This is a genomic window from Bacillus sp. JZ109 (assembly GCF_053903135.1).
Genome location: NZ_CP096388.1, coordinates 950,112 through 967,185 on the forward strand (window position 1 = coordinate 950,112; position 17,074 = coordinate 967,185).

Consider the following 17,074-nt stretch of genomic DNA (forward strand, 5'->3'; position numbering starts at 1 on the left):
AGAATGTTGGATCAAAACGTTATAACAGAAACAAAAGCGGAGCATTTGCTTCATGAATATCAGCCGGGCGCCTTTTTCTTAGCGTCTCCTCATCGTGTACTGTTAGCGAAAGGCATATGTGAAATCGTACCGGAGGCAGACGGGCAAAACCAAATGGAAACCCTTTCTGGCCGAATTGCAGAGGCGTTACGTCAGGCAAAACAATCAGGGCAAAGCCGGCCGCTTGTTGTCGGGGCCGTTCCTTTTGATCAAGTAAAAGCAGCGCGGCTCGTTGTACCTGAAGAAGTGCGCTGGTCAGGACCGCTTCAATTTGATCATGAGGAAAAGGAACAGCAGGCTGGGCATACATACCACATAAAGCCTGTTCCTGAACCTGAGGATTATAAAAATGGTGTTGAACAAGGGCTGACACGCATTGCCGATGGAACACTCAGCAAAATCGTCCTGTCCAGATCGCTGCATTTGACATCGCCTGAACCGATTCAGACGGATGAATTGCTTCGCCATCTGGCTCAGCATAACTCGCATGGCTACACGTTTGCCGCAGACGTGTCCAGTCAGGAGGAAACGTCTCCCCGCCGAACATTGCTCGGAGCAAGTCCGGAGCTTCTCGTTTCAAGGATGGGAACACAGGTTGTTTCCAACCCATTAGCCGGCTCAAGGCCGCGCAGTAATGATCCTGTTGAAGACCAGCGCCGGGCAGCTGAATTGCTTTCTTCCGCAAAGGATCTTCATGAGCACGCGGTTGTCGCTGACGCGGTTGCGGCAGCGCTGAGACCTTTCTGCCGGACGCTGGAGGTTCCGGAGAAGCCTTCACTGATCAAAACGGAAACGATGTGGCACCTGTCCAGCGTGATTAAGGGAGAGCTTTCCGACCCGTCTGTAACCGCACTTGAATTGGCGGCGGCTCTCCACCCGACGCCAGCAGTCTGCGGAACACCGACTGATCTTGCAAGAGAAGCGATTCTCAGCATTGAACCATTTGACCGCGGTTTCTTTACCGGCATGGTCGGATGGTGTGACGATGCCGGTGACGGAGAATGGATCGTGACCATCCGTTGTGCAGAAGCAGAAGAACGCTCACTCCGCCTGTATGCTGGAGCTGGTGTTGTGGCCGGTTCAAAGCCCGAGGACGAGCTTCAGGAGACGTCCGCAAAGTTTCGGACAATGCTGCGGGCAATGGGCGTGGATCACATATGAACAGAATGAATTGCTGGAGGGATGCAACATGCTGAAAGGATTTACGCCTTGGCCTGATGAGTTAGCTGAGACCTATCGAAAGAATGGCTGCTGGGCCGGCGAGACGTTTGGAGATTTGTTAAGAGACCGGGCAGCCAAATATGGCGACCGCATTGCGATTACATGCGGGAACACCCATTGGAGCTATCAAGAGCTTGACACAAGGGTTGATCGTTTGGCTGCCGGATTTCAGAAGCTCGGCATTCAACAGATGGATCGTGTCGTGGTGCAGCTGCCAAATATCAAAGAGTTTTTTGAAGTTATTTTCGCGCTATTCCGTCTGGGGGCGCTTCCAGTCTTCGCACTGCCTTCTCATCGAAGCAGTGAAATTACATATTTTTGCGAGTTTGCTGAAGCGGCTGCATATATCATTCCCGACGCTTATTCCGGTTTTGACTACCGTACGCTTGCCAGACAAGTTCAAAGCAAGCTGCCGACTTTGAAACACGTCATTGTCGCAGGTGAGGCAGAGGAATTTTTGCCGCTGGAGGATTTGCATACAGAACCTGTAAAACTGCCTGAAGTCAAATCTTCAGATGTGGCGTTCCTCCAGCTTTCTGGCGGGAGCACCGGGCTATCAAAACTGATTCCGAGGACCCACGATGACTACATATACAGCCTGAAGCGGAGTGTGGAGGTCTGCTGGCTCGACCACAGCACGGTGTACTTGGCCGCGCTGCCGATGGCACACAATTATCCGCTGAGCTCACCTGGCGTTCTCGGCGTATTATACGCTGGAGGAAGAGTGGTATTATCTCCTTCTCCAAGTCCAGATGACGCATTTCCTTTGATTGCACGGGAAAAGGTCACGATAACCGCTCTTGTTCCGCCTCTTGCGATGGTATGGATGGATGCGGCATCCTCACGCCGTGATGATTTATCCAGCCTTCAAGTGCTGCAGGTCGGCGGTGCCAAGTTTAGCGCTGAAGCCGCGCGCAGGGTAAAAGCTGTTTTCGGCTGCACGCTGCAGCAGGTGTTCGGAATGGCAGAGGGTCTCGTCAATTATACGAGATTGGATGATCCTGAGGAGATCATTGTCAACACTCAAGGAAAACCGATGTCCCCATATGATGAAGTGCGTGTTTGGGATGATCATGATCGCGACGTAAAACCTGGTGAAACAGGACATCTGCTGACACGGGGACCATATACAATTCGAGGTTACTATAAGGCGGAAGAGCATAATGCCGCTTCATTTACTGAGGATGGTTTTTACCGTACGGGTGATATCGTCAGGCTGACACGAGACGGCTATATTGTCGTTGAAGGCCGGGCGAAGGATCAAATTAACCGTGGAGGAGAAAAGGTTGCGGCTGAAGAGGTAGAAAATCATCTGCTGGCGCATCCGGCTGTCCATGATGCGGCAATGGTCTCCATGCCTGATCAATTTCTTGGCGAAAGATCTTGTGTGTTCATTATTCCCCGAGATGAAGACCCAAAAGCCGCAGAGCTTAAAGCATTTTTGAGAGAGCGCGGACTGGCGGCATATAAAATCCCTGACCGAGTTGAATTTGTCGAATCCTTTCCGCAGACAGGGGTAGGAAAGGTAAGCAAAAAGGCTCTTCGTGAAGCCATTTCCGAGAAACTTCTTGCAGGGTCAAAAAAATAAATCAACAATTTGAGAGGAAGTGTTCATATGGCTATACCTGCCATTCAGCCGTATCAAATGCCGACAGCATCTGATATGCCGCAAAACAAAGTATCATGGGTGCCTGATCCGAATCGGGCTGTCTTGTTAATTCACGATATGCAAAACTATTTTGTCGATGCTTTCACAGCAGGAGCGTCTCCGGTAACAGAGCTTTCAGCGAATATACGAAAGCTGAAGAATCAATGTGTTCAGCTTGGGATTCCTGTTGTCTATACCGCACAGCCGGGAAGCCAAAATCCGGATGACCGTGCGCTGCTGACAGATTTTTGGGGCCCGGGATTAAACAGCGGTCCTTATGAGGAGAAAATTATAACCGAGCTGGCACCAGAGGATGATGATCTTGTGCTGACAAAATGGAGATACAGCGCGTTTAAGAGAACGAATCTGCTTGAAATGATGCGCAAAGAGGGACGCGATCAGCTGATCATTACAGGAATTTACGCCCATATCGGCTGTCTTGTTACAGCATGTGAAGCATTTATGGAGGATATTAAAGCCTTTTTTGTGGGAGATGCAGTTGCTGATTTTTCATTAGAAAAACATCAAATGGCGCTGGACTATGCGGCTGGACGCTGTGCGTTTACCGTGATGACTGACAGTCTTCTTGATCAGCTGCAGAATGCGCCGGCAGACGTTCAAAAAACGTCAGCAAACACTGGCAAAAAGAATGTGTTTACATGTGAGAATATCCGTAAACAAATTGCTGAGCTTCTACAAGAAACACCGGAAGACATCACAGATCAAGAGGATTTGCTCGATCGTGGTCTTGATTCGGTAAGGATCATGACATTGGTGGAACAATGGCGCCGTGAAGGGGCAGAGGTGACTTTCGTGGAATTGGCTGAACGCCCAACGGTCGAAGAATGGCAGAAATTGCTCACAACCCGCAGCCAGCAAGTGCTGCCAAACGCGGATTATTTATAAAAGGAGGGTAAACAAACGGATGCCTGATACAAAAGATCTTCAATATTCTTTGACCGGGGCGCAAACTGGCATATGGTTTGCTCAGCAGCTTGATCCGGACAATCCAATCTACAATACAGCGGAATATATAGAAATCAATGGACCAATCAATATTGCTCTTTTTGAAGAAGCTTTGCGGTACGTGATCAAGGAAGCGGAATCGCTGCATGTCCGCTTCGGTGAAAATATGGACGGGCCTTGGCAGATGATAAACCCGTCTCCGGATGTACAGCTGCACGTCATTGACGTCAGCTCTGAGCCTGATCCGGAAAAAACAGCATTAAACTGGATGAAAGCTGATTTAGCAAAGCCGGTTGATTTAGGGTATGACCCTTTGTTCAATGAAGCTCTGTTTATTGCCGGGCCTGATCGTTTCTTTTGGTATCAGCGCATTCACCATATAGCGATCGACGGCTTCGGTTTTTCCCTGATAGCCCAACGTGTGGCAAGTACATATACTGCGCTTATAAAAGGACAAACAGCTAAAGGCCGTTCCTTTGGGTCTCTCCAGGCCATTTTGGAAGAGGATACAGATTATCGCGGATCAGAGCAGTATGAGAAGGATCGTCAATTCTGGCTGGACCGTTTTGCAGATGCACCTGAAGTTGTGAGCTTGGCTGATCGGGCGCCAAGAACATCTAACAGTTTTCTTCGTCATACGGCATATCTGCCTCCGTCTGATGTAAACGCGTTAAAAGAAGCGGCGCGCTATTTCTCAGGAAGCTGGCATGAAGTCATGATTGCGGTGTCAGCTGTTTATGTGCACCGTATGACCGGCTCTGAGGATGTTGTGCTCGGCCTGCCCATGATGGGTCGGATAGGGTCCGCGTCACTGAATGTACCGGCTATGGTGATGAACCTTCTCCCGCTCCGGCTGACGGTAAGCTCTTCGATGAGCTTTTCTGAACTGATTCAGCAAATTTCCCGGGAAATCCGCAGTATTCGGCGACATCATAAGTATCGCCATGAAGAGCTTCGGCGCGATCTGAAATTGATAGGAGAAAATCATAGATTATTTGGCCCTCAAATCAATCTTATGCCGTTTGATTACGGTCTCGACTTTGCCGGCGCCCGGGGCACAACGCATAATCTTTCAGCCGGTCCTGTTGATGATCTATCAATCAATGTATATGACAGAACAGACGGCAGCGGGCTGCGAATTGATGTTGATGCGAATCCCGAGGTATACAGTGAGTCTGATATTAATCTTCATCAGCAGCGTATCCTGCAGCTGCTGCAAACGGCTTCTGCCGGAGAGGACATGCTGATTGGGCAAATGGAGCTTCTGTTGCCAGAGGAGAAAGAAAAAGTCATTTCTAAATGGAATGAGACGGCAACATCCGAGAAGCTGGTCAGCCTTCAGGACATGTTCGAAAAGCAGGCAGTTCTTACGCCAGAACGTATCGCTCTCATGTGTGATGACATTCAAGTCAACTATCGAAAGCTCAATGAAGAGGCAAACCGCCTCGCGCGTCTGTTGATCGAAAAAGGGATTGGTCCGGAGCAATTTGTCGCTTTGGCGCTGCCGCGTTCCCCTGAGATGGTGGCCTCAATGCTTGGTGTGCTCAAGACTGGTGCGGCGTATCTCCCCCTTGATCCGGAGTTTCCAGCCGACCGCATTTCTTACATGCTGGAGGATTCGAAACCTTCATGCATCATAACGACTGAGGAAATAGCAGCCAGTCTGCCTGATAACCTGGCTGTACCGGAGCTTGTGCTTGATCAGGCTGTTACACAGGAGATTATAAAACGCTATTCGCCGGAAAATCCGGATGTATCGGTTTCTCTTGACCATCCCGCGTATATCATCTATACCTCAGGATCAACAGGAAGACCGAAGGGAGTCGTTGTGACACAGAAAAGCTTAAGCAATTTTCTGCTGTCCATGCAGGAGGCATTTTCTCTAGGAGAAGAAGACAGGCTGTTGGCTGTGACGACTGTCGCTTTTGATATTTCAGCATTGGAGTTATATCTTCCGCTGATTAGCGGAGCGCAAATTGTGATCGCAAAGAAAGAAACGATCCGTGAGCCGCAGGCATTAGCTCAAATGATTGAAAATTTCGATATTAACATCATGCAGGCGACACCGACACTGTGGCACGCTTTGGTAACGAGTGAACCTGAGAAACTTCGGGGGCTTAGAGTGCTTGTAGGAGGCGAGGCGCTGCCGAGCGGTCTTTTGCAGGCGCTTCAAGACCTTCATTGTTCAGTCACGAACTTATACGGTCCCACTGAAACAACGATTTGGTCTGCCGCAGCTTTTCTTGAAGAAGGGTTGCAGGGCGTTCCTCCGATTGGGAAACCGATTTGGAACACGCAGGTGTATGTGCTTGATAATGGATTGCAGCCGGTGCCGCCGGGCGTTGTCGGAGAGCTTTATATTGCAGGCACCGGCTTGGCCAGAGGTTATTTCCATCGCCCTGATTTAACGGCGGAGCGCTTCGTTGCAGATCCATACGGACCGCCGGGAACTAGGATGTATCGGACCGGAGACCAGGCCCGCTGGCGTGCCGATGGGTCTTTGGATTATATCGGGCGGGCGGATCATCAAATCAAAATTCGCGGATTCCGAATTGAACTTGGAGAAATTGATGCCGTGCTTGCCAATCATCCGCACATTGAACAGGCCTCGGTTGTCGTACGGGAAGATCAGCCGGGAGACAAACGATTGGCGGCTTATGTAGTCGCTGATGGTGCTATTGATACTGCAGAGCTTCGTCGTTATATGGGGGCTAGTCTTCCTGATTATATGGTACCGGCGGCGTTTGTGGAGATGGACGAGCTGCCATTAACACCTAATGGCAAGCTTGACCGGAAAGCACTGCCGGCACCAGACTTCAGCACATCTGTCAGTGATCGGTCCCCGCGGACTCCTCAGGAAGAGATATTGTGTGACTTGTTTGCAGAGGTTCTCGGTTTGGCACGCGTCGGTATCGATGACAGTTTCTTCGAGCTTGGGGGCCATTCTCTTCTTGCAGCCCGTCTGATGAGCCGCATTCGCGAGGTAATGGGAGCCGAACTTGGTATCGCCAAGCTCTTTGACGAACCGACAGTAGCCGGACTCGCTGCCCATCTTGATTTGGCGCAGAGTGCACGTCCCGCTTTGCAGAGAGCTGAGCGGCCTGAAAAGATCCCGCTATCATTTGCCCAGCGCCGGCTATGGTTCCTGCATTGTCTGGAAGGACCGAGTCCTACTTATAATATTCCGGTTGCTGTCCGTTTGTCAGGTGAGCTGGATCAAGGATTGCTGAAAGCGGCACTTTATGACCTCGTCTGCCGTCATGAAAGTCTTCGGACGATCTTCCCTGAATCACAGGGGACATCCTATCAGCATATTTTAGATGCCGATCAAGCCTGTCCCGAGTTACATGTTACTGAAATTGCTGAGAAGGAGCTTTCTGATCGGCTTGCCGAAGCTGTACGCTACAGCTTTGATCTTGCAGCTGAACCTGCTTTTCGTGCCGAGCTTTTTGTGATCGGTCCTGACGAGTACGTGCTGCTTCTTCTCGTCCATCATATTGTCGGGGACGGCTGGTCCTTAACACCACTGACCCGAGACCTTGGGACGGCTTATGCGGCTCGCTGCCACGGACGATCTCCCGAATGGGCGCCTCTTGCTGTGCAGTATGCAGACTATGCGCTTTGGCAGCAAGAACTGCTTGGAAACGAGGATAATCCAAACAGCTTGATTGCCGGTCAGCTTGCTTTCTGGAAAGAAACCTTGAAAAACCTGCCTGATCAGCTTGAACTGCCAATCGATTATTCACGTCCGGCTGAGCCGAGTCATGATGGAGATACGATTCATTTTCGTATTGAGCCCGAGTTTCACAAGCGATTGCAGGAGCTGGCTCGCACAAATAGGGTGAGCCTGTTTATGGTGCTTCAATCCGGTCTCGCCGCTTTATTGACAAGGCTCGGGGCGGGCACCGACATTCCGATCGGCAGTCCGATCGCGGGACGGAATGATGATGCGCTGGGCGATCTTGTAGGGCTGTTTATTAATACATTGGTGCTCAGAACTGATACGTCCGGTGACCCAAGCTTTCGTGAGCTTCTAGACAGAGTACGGAAAGTGAATCTGGCCGCCTATGACAATCAGGATCTGCCGTTTGAGAGACTTGTAGAGGTGCTCAATCCGGCTCGTTCGCGTGCGACGCATCCTTTATTCCAAATCATGCTTGCGTTCCAAAACACACCGGACGCTGAACTGCATCTTCCTGATATGGAGAGCAGCCTGCGAATCAACAGTGTCGGTTCTGCCAAGTTTGATTTGACGCTGGAAATCAGTGAAGATCGCCTTGCTGACGGGACACCAAACGGGATGGAAGGACTGCTTGAATACAGCACCGATCTTTTCAAGCGGGAAACTGCTCAGGCTCTTGCTGACCGATTGATGCGCCTGTTGGAGGCTGCCGAGTCTGATCCTGACGAGCAAATCGGAAATCTGGATATTCTTGCACCAGAGGAACGCAGCAGCATGGTGACTGATTGGCAAAGTGTATCTGAAAAGATTCCGCACGCATGTTTGCCAGAGCAATTTGAGAAGCAGGCTGCTTTACGTCCTGATGCCATTGCCGTTGTATATGAAAATCAGGCACTGAACTATGCAGAGCTGAATGAAAGAGCAAACCGGCTTGCCCGAATGCTGATTAGTGAAGGTGTCGGGCCGGGGCAATTTGTGGCATTGGCACTGCCCCGATCGTTGGAAATGGCTGTCGGCCTATTGGCGGTGCTAAAGGCCGGGGCAGCTTATCTCCCTCTTGATCCGGATTATCCGGCTGATCGAATTGCTTTTATGCTAAAAGATGCCCAGCCTGCGTTTATCATGACGAACACTAAAGCTGCAGATCACATTCCGCCAGTTGAAAACGTGCCGAAAATCGTGCTGGATGATCCCGAGCTGGCAGAGAAACTAAACACGTACCCTGCAGAGAATCCAAAAAATAAGGACAGGACTCAGCCGCTTTCGCCTTTGAATACGGCGTATGTCATTTATACATCCGGCTCAACAGGTGTTCCAAAAGGTGTGATGATTCCTCACCAAAATGTAACACGTTTATTTGCAGCGACCGAGCACTGGTTCCGTTTCAGCTCAGACGATATCTGGACCATGTTCCATTCCTATGCGTTTGATTTTTCGGTGTGGGAGATCTGGGGTCCTCTGCTGCATGGCGGACGTCTTGTGATCGTGCCTCACCACGTCAGCAGATCGCCAGAAGCGTTTCTGCGCCTGCTTGTCAAAGAGGGGGTGACTGTTCTGAACCAGACACCGTCTGCTTTCTATCAGTTTATGCAGGCGGAACGGGAACAGCCGGATCTCGGACAGGCACTCAGTCTGCGCTATGTCATTTTTGGCGGAGAAGCGCTTGAACTCAGCCGTTTAGAGGATTGGTACAACCGCCACCCTGAAAATAGACCGCAGCTTATCAATATGTATGGTATTACAGAAACGACGGTGCATGTGAGCTATATCGAATTAGACCGAAGCATGGCAGCTTTACGGGCAAACAGCTTGATCGGCTGCGGCATTCCCGATCTTGGTGTATACGTGCTGGATGAACGCCTGCAGCCGGTCCCGCCGGGTGTTGCCGGAGAGCTGTATGTATCAGGAGCGGGGTTAGCACGAGGTTATCTAGGCCGGCCTGGTTTAACATCTGAACGCTTCATAGCTGATCCGTTCGGTCCTCCAGGCACCCGGATGTACCGCACTGGGGATGTGGCCCGCCTCCGCGCTGACGGTTCTCTCGACTATGTCGGCCGTGCAGACCATCAAGTGAAAATTCGGGGATTCCGGATTGAATTGGGAGAAATTGAAGCCGCGCTTGTTCAGCATCCGCAGCTTGAAGATGCGGCAGTGATCGTTCGTGAGGATCAGCCGGGAGATAAACGGTTAGCAGCTTATGTCATCCCTTCGGAAGAAACATTTGATACGGCGGAACTGCGCAAATATGCTGCGGAGAGACTGCCGGATTACATGGTGCCTGCTGCCTTTGTGACGATGAAAGAATTGCCGCTGACACCGAATGGAAAGCTTGATCGTAAAGCACTGCCCGCTCCGGATTTCGCAGCGGCAGTGACAGGACGAGGACCGAGAACGCCGCAGGAAGAAATTCTCTGTGACCTCTTTATGGAGGTGCTTCACTTGCCGCGTGTCGGCATTGATGACCGTTTCTTTGATTTAGGCGGACATTCCTTGCTTGCTGTACAGCTCATGAGCCGCATTCGTGAAGCGCTCGGCGTTGAACTCAGCATCGGCAACTTGTTCGAAGCACCTACTGTAGCCGGGCTCGCTGAAAGACTTGAAATGGGATCAAGCCAAAGCGCTCTTGACGTTCTGCTGCCGCTCCGAACAAGCGGAGACAAGCCTCCTTTATTCTGTGTTCATCCGGCAGGGGGGCTCAGCTGGTGTTATGCCGGTTTGATGACCAATATAGGAACAGATTATCCGATCTACGGCTTGCAGGCACGGGGAATCGGGCAGCGCGAGGAGCTTCCGAAACAACTTGATGACATGGCTGCCGATTACATTAAACAAATCCGAACGGTCCAGCCAAAAGGCCCGTACCATCTGCTGGGCTGGTCCCTGGGCGGGAATGTCGTTCAAGCGATGGCTACCCAGCTGCAAAATCAAGGAGAAGAAGTATCCCTGTTGGTGATGCTGGACGCCTATCCGAACCACTTCCTTCCTATAAAAGAGGCGCCGGATGATGAGGAAGCGCTTATTGCCCTTCTGGCGTTAGGCGGGTACGATCCGGACAGCTTAGGGGACAAACCGCTAGATTTTGAAGCAGCGATTGAGATTCTTCGCCGTGACGGCAGTGCGCTTGCGAGCTTGGATGAAACGGTCATTTTAAATTTGAAGAATACGTATGTCAATTCTGTCGGCATTTTAGGCTCCTATAAGCCGAAAACCTTCCGTGGAAATGTTTTGTTTTTCAGATCAACAATCATTCCTGAATGGTTTGATCCGATTGAACCTGATTCGTGGAAGCCTTATATTAACGGACAGATTGAACAAATTGACATCGACTGCCGTCATAAAGATTTATGTCAGCCGGAACCTCTGGCTCAAATCGGCAAGGTTCTCGCTGTCAAATTGGAAGAGTTGAATAAATAAGGGAGGAGAAATAGAATGGCAAATCCTTTTGAAAATGCGGATGGCACGTATTTGGTGCTGATCAATGAAGAAGGCCAATATTCCCTATGGCCCGGTTTTATAGATGTGCCGAGCGGCTGGACAGTCGTTCATGAGCAAAAAGGGCGTGAAGCTTGTTTGGACTATATCCAATCGCATTGGAGCGATATGAGGCCAAACAGCCTAAAGACTGTTGAAAATGTGTAATCGTATCAAAAAGAGACTGCTCGCCGCAGTCTCTTTTTCTATCTTACGCAGACGTTTGGGTATGATCACAATCCCTGACCGGGTTTCCGTTTTCATCTGTACACCAAGATTGGGATAAAAACGCTAAAAACACAGCGGCCCACTGATCTGCAAACTGAATCAGAATACCCCCGTCATGCCAAGAGCCATTGTCTTTTTTCCAGCGGGTATCCATTGCATTCCCTTGATTCATATGGATATTGTGCATTCCGTTAGTCGGGGTAAAGCCGAATATTTTATCTGCAGCCTGTTCAGGGCCGAATTTTGAACCGAATATATAAACCGGCGCTTTCTCATCTTGTGCTTTCTTCATATAGGTTTCAATAAAATCATTTAAATCATTATCAGGTCCTGTGATTTCATGAGGCAAAGGCTTCATTTCCCGCGGGTCAAACAAATTGCCCCGCACATAATCCAGTGCCACTTCACGGTTTGCTTCATTGATCCTTGTATATCCATACGGCATGTTCGGAAGGATGGTAATTGAGCCCGAATCAAACTGATCGTCAGCCAAATACAATACTTCAGATTCCTCAGAACTGGACATCACATTGATGGCGCACCTGTAATACGTATTCTCTTCACCGAGCATTTTGACTTGGAAATGAGGACTGTCATCATCTGTTTCCCGCTTCATGTCTAAGACTATGCCTTTTAACACGCCATATTGCTGAACAGCCATATGAATCCTCCTTTATGATCAACTTCATAGTCATAATTCGTGAAATGGTCTCTTTTTTCCTTTTAAAAAATAAAAAAGCCTGCAGAAATCTTTCTGCAAGCTCAATGTGAATTAAGCACCCGCCACAGATGATTCATCCTGTAAAGCTTTCTCGGCAGGAATATACTCATAGCCTAGATCTCTTGCTACAGCTTCATAGGTCACGTGTCCGTTAGCGGTGTTTAAACCCGCTCTCAGTGCCGCATTGTCTGTGAGCGCTTTCACTGCCCCTTTGTTCGCGATTTGCAGCGCGTATGGAACAGTAACGTTAGTCAGGGCGATTGTTGATGTACGAGGGACTGCGCCTGGCATGTTCGCTACAGCATAATGCACAACCCCGTGTTTTTCATATGTTGGCTGATCATGTGTTGTGATATGGTCGACAGTTTCGACGATGCCGCCTTGGTCGATCGCTACATCAACAATGACTGAACCGGGTTTCATTTGTTTTACCATTTCCTCAGTGACAAGAGTCGGAGCTTTAGCGCCCGGAATTAATACCGCGCAAATGAGGAGATCCGCTTCCGCCACAGCATCAGCAATATTGACCGGATTAGAAATTAACGTTTTAATCTGATGGCCGAAGATGTCATCAAGCTGGCGCAAGCGGTCTGCGTTTAAGTCAATGATCGTCACATCTGCACCGAGTCCGACAGCCATTTTCGCCGCGTTTGTGCCGACAACGCCTCCTCCGATAATTGTTACTTTTCCGCGGGAAACGCCAGGCACCCCGGCAAGCAGAATGCCTTTTCCGCCTTTAGGCTTTTCTAAGAATTGAGCGCCGATTTGCGCCGCCATTCTGCCCGCAACCTCAGACATAGGTGTCAGAAGAGGCAATGTCCGGCCTTCACTGACCGTTTCATATGCGATGGCAGTTACTCCTTTATCCTTCAAGGCCTGTGCAAGCTCAGGCTCAGCTGCTAAATGAAGGTACGTAAACAGCACAAGTCCTTTGCGGAAATAAACATATTCTTCCGGCAGCGGTTCTTTTACCTTCATGACCATTTCGGCGTCCCAGACCTGCTTCGGATCAGCAATGATTTCCGCTCCTGCTGACTCATAGGCTTCATTTTCAAATCCGCTTCCAAGGCCCGCGCCTGTTTCAACCAGCACCCGGTGGCCGTTTGAAATGAGCTGAGAAACGCCCCCGGGTGTTAATGCGACACGGTTTTCATTGTTTTTTATCTCTTTAGGAACCCCTATGATCATATCTGTCTCCTCCTGTATCCTGTGATATTTTTAGTGTAGCTTGATATTTTGGAAAATTCTTTGTTTGATTAAGAAAATAAAAAAACATGGATTTGTGAAATTTCACAAATCCATGTGCCGAAGTTTGATATCTAAATAGATGGTGAATTTTTGATTCACATTTTTCAAATCAATTTCAGCGATCTGGCTGATCCGCTTGAGTCGGTAATTCAACGTATTAACGTGTATATTTAACAGCTTGGAAGCGGTATTCACGTTGCTGTCCGCTTCAATAAAGCGCTCTAGCGTCTCTACCAGATTTGACTGGTGATCCCGGTCATATTGTTCCAGTTTGGAAAGCGAGTAATTATAATGGCCCGCCTGTTTCCGTTTTTCATATAAGACATCTAAGTATTGATAAATGCCTAACTCAGAAAAGCTGAAAAGATGTTTGGTCTCTTCAGTGAACCGTTCCTTCGTTTTTAAGACGGACAATGCTTCCTGATAGGAGCGGGAGACAAAAGAAATAGAGTTGTATATTCCGCCAAAAGCGATAGAAACGTCTTCTATTTTATACCGCTCCTTCAGCTGTTTTTGCGTACTTAAAGCAAACTGTTTTAAATCTTGAAAAGGATGATCTGTTTTGGGTGAGGTTAATATAATAAGTTCATTGGAATCTACGGTCGCCAGCAGCACGTAAACCTGCTGGGTCGTTTCCTGTAAATATTGCAGCTGCTGTTCGATTTTTTCAGTCAGCTCGCCATTTATGCGGATGATCATAACGGAAAACTCTGAAGGAACAACCATTCCAAGCTTATGGAACCCATCCGCCATATCATCCTCCTGATGGATGTGTCCGGTCAGCATTTTCCAGAAAAATTCTTGGCTGCGTTCTTCATTTTTCGTTTTTCTGATTTGAAGTTTGAGAAGCTTGTTTTTCACTGCTTTTGCTGCCATTTGCAATGTCAGCAGATCTTCATCGGACAATGTTTTTTGGATCTCAAGCGCCCATATGAAGCCAAGTACTTGCTTGTTTTTCCAAATCGAAATAGCGACGCGATTGCTCAGCCCGACTTCATCGATTTGCTTGACTCTGATCGGCTGGTCCGTTTTTAAGAGAGCAGGAATTGTCCCGTCTTTCCACAGCTTGTTAATCACCTTCTCCGGTACCCTTCTGCCAATAATGGTAGACGTCCGGGCAGGGTCTGTGCAGTCGCTGTGTGTACTGTAGGCAAGCAGTTTGTGGTTAACATCCTCTATGGTGATCGGGCACCGCAGAACGTCGCTGATATGATCAGCAACATCTTCAAGTCTGTCAAAACTATATTTAAACGGATCATTCGGCATGGTCATAAATCTCCCTACTTTTCGTGCTTGATTTCTCTTTGACATCTCATCCCCTTCCTTTTATTATGATTGTTGTTGTTTGTGAAAATCAACAACAAAGAACAGAAGCAAAAAAACAATTTCATGAGAGAAACGTTCTATATACATTTGGCGGTGTAATCGCCTTTTTGCAGGACAGTTGTATGCCTCATATAATACGACAGCTTATCCTATTAATCTTCTAAGAAAGTCATCGGAGGCGAGACTAATTAAGGAAAGAAAAAACTGAACCTTTCAGAAATGGTGCTGTAGCATCAAATTTTCTGAAAGGTTTTTTTTGGGAGTTGGAGCGTTATTTGGGTCTTTTGGATTATTCGGAGAATGAAGAGGAGATTAAGAAAATAAACCTATTTACTTTACATTATATGTCATTTTTAAGTGATTCGGGGTAAACCATTGGACTCATTTTGTAAAATTAAAACATATTTGTTTGACTATGCCGAAAAACTGTTTTTATAATAATGACGTTCTAAAAATAAGTGAATTAGCCCATATTTAGGCTGATGGCACAGGAGGTAATGAGGAATATGGCAGGATTAATTCGTGTCACACCCGAAGAGCTAAGAGCGATGGCGAAGCAATACGGCGTTGAAAGCCAAGAAGTATTAAATCAGGTTGATCGTTTAAACCGAATGATCTCTGATTTGAAAAGCATGTGGGAAGGTGCTTCAAGCGAAGCGTTCGCAGATCAATACGAGCAGCTCAAACCTTCATTTATCAAAATGTCAGATTTGCTTCAAGATGTGAATCAGCAGCTTGATCAAACAGCAAATACACTTGAGTCTACTGACCAAGACATCGCAAATCAAATCCGCGGATAACAGTATGAAAGGGAAGGAGCGCCTGATTCAAAAGAAGACGGCGCTCTTTCTATGTAAGGGTGATCCTAAATGTATATTGATATTACAATAGATTTGAAACATTATAACGGCAGTGTCTTTGATCTCAGATTGTCAGATTACCACCCGGTGAAAAAAGTAATTGATATTGCTTGGCAGGCCCAAAGCGTATCTATGCCTCCGCGCGAAGGGCACTGGATCAGAGTGGTGAACAAGGATAAGGTGTTTTCCGGAGAATGCAAGCTGTCTGATTGCGGCATTACAAACGGAGACCGGCTTGAAATATTATGAAAGGATCTGGTTGAATGTCAGGTAAACAAAAATCATATTTAGAAAACCAATTAGAAGCTGTTGCCGAGAAAACAGATGCCGGCTATACATTTACCTTTCAACGGGAAAAAATAAAGCTTCTCGACGGTCTTGAAGCTAACGTGATCAAAGATATAAATCCATTTTTTCATAAAGAAATCGATGTGACGGATGATGAAGTAATCATCACAATCCAACCTCCCTCCTCCTATAAAGCATTCCGCTTCATGAAAGCTAAGGATAAAAAAAGTAAATGGCAGTTTGCCTATCAGCTTGTTCAAGCCGTACAGCAGCACAATCTGTCGAGGCTGAATTTGATTGTCGCTCCTGAAAACATTGTATTCGATAAAGGGCTTACGCCTTATTTTCTCCATTATGGAGTAAAAGAAAGCATTCCTCCTTACGAGCGTGATGAGGAAAGAGTATGGCAGGAGCTGAAAGCGGCAGCGGCTTTGGCAGTTGACGGCGCTTTTGCGTTTGAAGACTACCTGAAATTCAATGAAACGCTGACGTTCTCCGCAGAGGCAAAGGCGATATTAGATGCTGAATCCTATGATGATTTGCTCGAGCTGATTCAAACCCATATTGATGAGCTCGAAGCCAAAGCAAAAACATACATACATATCCCGAGAAAGAAGTGGAACATCCAGCGATATATCGGCCTGGGGCTCATTGTTTTGCTTGTACCGGCACTTATTTATTCGATGTACGCCTTATTTTTCGCGCAGCCAAAGCACCAGGCGATAGTGGACAGCAACCGTGCGTTCTTAAACAAGCAGTACAGTGAAGTCATCAGCACACTGTCCAAGTACGATGCGGAAAGCCTGCCTGAATCGGTGCAGTATCAGCTGGCGACGTCCTATGTTGAGGTCGAAAACCTGGGGAGTGCAAAAACCAAAAATATAGAAAATAACTTAGTCACCCTTCAATCAGACCCTCAGCATTTCTTGTATTGGATTGATTATGGTCGAGGAGAATACAAAGAAGCGATCAGTATCGGCCGTAAGCTTGAATACAATGATTATATTTACTTTGCCCTAGCTAAATATAAACAGCAGCTTTTATCTGAGGATACAAATGATGAAGACATACAAAAAGAACTTGACTCAGTAAATAGTGAGCTTGAAAAAGCCCAAAAAGAACGTCAAGAAAATAAACAGTCTAATTCTGAAACATCGTTAGTCGATACAAGCGAAGAACAGACACAAACAGACGAAGAAAAACAAGCAGAAGAGAAAGCGGCAGAAGAAAAAGCCGCAGCCGAGGAAAAAGCGAAAAAAGAAGAACAGAAGAAAAAAGAAGACGAGAAAAAAGAAACAGAAAAGAAAGATGAGAAAAAAGATGACAAATAACGTGAGACATGAAGCACAGGTCATCGCATGCTGCCATTCGGCCGT

General features: G+C 47.8%; 11 protein-coding genes. 8 read left to right on the forward strand and 3 right to left on the reverse strand.

The window, feature by feature from the left end; genetic code table 11:
• Nucleotides 1-3: 3 nt before the first annotated feature.
• Genes dhbC through M1D94_RS04870 form a run of 5 tightly spaced genes read left to right on the forward strand, consistent with a single transcriptional unit; the run spans nt 4 to nt 11,195 of the window.
• Nucleotides 4-1,200 carry an isochorismate synthase DhbC gene (gene dhbC / locus M1D94_RS04850; RefSeq protein ID WP_021480516.1) on the forward strand — a complete coding sequence of 399 codons (1,197 nt, stop codon included), beginning with the start codon at nt 4-6 and terminating at the stop codon, nt 1,198-1,200.
• Between the two features lie 28 nt (nt 1,201-1,228).
• Nucleotides 1,229-2,848, forward strand: coding sequence for a (2,3-dihydroxybenzoyl)adenylate synthase (locus M1D94_RS04855; protein ID WP_070547711.1), 1,620 nt, complete (start codon nt 1,229-1,231; stop codon nt 2,846-2,848).
• Nucleotides 2,849-2,875: 27 nt separating this feature from the next.
• Nucleotides 2,876-3,814 (forward strand): isochorismatase, encoded by a 939-nt coding sequence (locus tag M1D94_RS04860; protein ID WP_070547710.1) that lies wholly within the window; start codon nt 2,876-2,878, stop codon nt 3,812-3,814.
• Nucleotides 3,815-3,833: 19 nt separating this feature from the next.
• A complete protein-coding gene (gene dhbF, locus M1D94_RS04865) occupies nt 3,834-10,970 on the forward strand; it encodes a non-ribosomal peptide synthetase DhbF (protein WP_456270441.1) in 7,137 nt (2,378 codons plus the stop codon).
• Nucleotides 10,971-10,985: 15 nt separating this feature from the next.
• Nucleotides 10,986-11,195 carry an MbtH family protein gene (locus tag M1D94_RS04870; protein ID WP_003228753.1) on the forward strand — a complete coding sequence of 70 codons (210 nt, stop codon included), beginning with the start codon at nt 10,986-10,988 and terminating at the stop codon, nt 11,193-11,195.
• A gap of 43 nt (nt 11,196-11,238) precedes the next feature.
• Here the strand turns inward: M1D94_RS04870 and M1D94_RS04875 are convergent, their stop codons facing one another.
• The 3 genes from M1D94_RS04875 to adeR all read right to left on the reverse strand — a co-directional run bounded on the left by M1D94_RS04875 (nt 11,239) and on the right by adeR (nt 14,535).
• Nucleotides 11,239-11,916 carry a YukJ family protein gene (locus M1D94_RS04875; protein WP_003228755.1) on the reverse strand — a complete coding sequence of 226 codons (678 nt, stop codon included), beginning with the start codon at nt 11,914-11,916 and terminating at the stop codon, nt 11,239-11,241.
• 111 nt (nt 11,917-12,027) lie between these two features.
• Nucleotides 12,028-13,164, reverse strand: coding sequence for an alanine dehydrogenase (ald, locus tag M1D94_RS04880; RefSeq protein WP_032726798.1), 1,137 nt, complete (start codon nt 13,162-13,164; stop codon nt 12,028-12,030).
• Between the two features lie 102 nt (nt 13,165-13,266).
• On the reverse strand, nt 13,267-14,535 hold the full coding sequence (gene adeR / locus M1D94_RS04885) for a sporulation transcriptional activator AdeR (RefSeq protein WP_050496054.1): 1,269 nt from the start codon (nt 14,533-14,535) through the stop codon (nt 13,267-13,269).
• Nucleotides 14,536-15,056: 521 nt separating this feature from the next.
• Between adeR and M1D94_RS04890 the strand changes: the two genes are divergently transcribed.
• From M1D94_RS04890 to essB, 3 genes are all read left to right on the forward strand, one after another.
• Nucleotides 15,057-15,350 (forward strand): WXG100 family type VII secretion target, encoded by a 294-nt coding sequence (locus M1D94_RS04890; RefSeq protein ID WP_003220661.1) that lies wholly within the window; start codon nt 15,057-15,059, stop codon nt 15,348-15,350.
• Nucleotides 15,351-15,419: 69 nt separating this feature from the next.
• Nucleotides 15,420-15,659 carry an ESX secretion system protein YukD gene (gene yukD, locus M1D94_RS04895; RefSeq protein WP_003228763.1) on the forward strand — a complete coding sequence of 80 codons (240 nt, stop codon included), beginning with the start codon at nt 15,420-15,422 and terminating at the stop codon, nt 15,657-15,659.
• A gap of 14 nt (nt 15,660-15,673) precedes the next feature.
• Complete coding sequence (essB, locus tag M1D94_RS04900; protein ID WP_024573120.1) at nt 15,674-17,029, forward strand: type VII secretion protein EssB; 1,356 nt, start codon at nt 15,674-15,676, stop codon at nt 17,027-17,029.
• Nucleotides 17,030-17,074 lie beyond the last annotated feature (45 nt).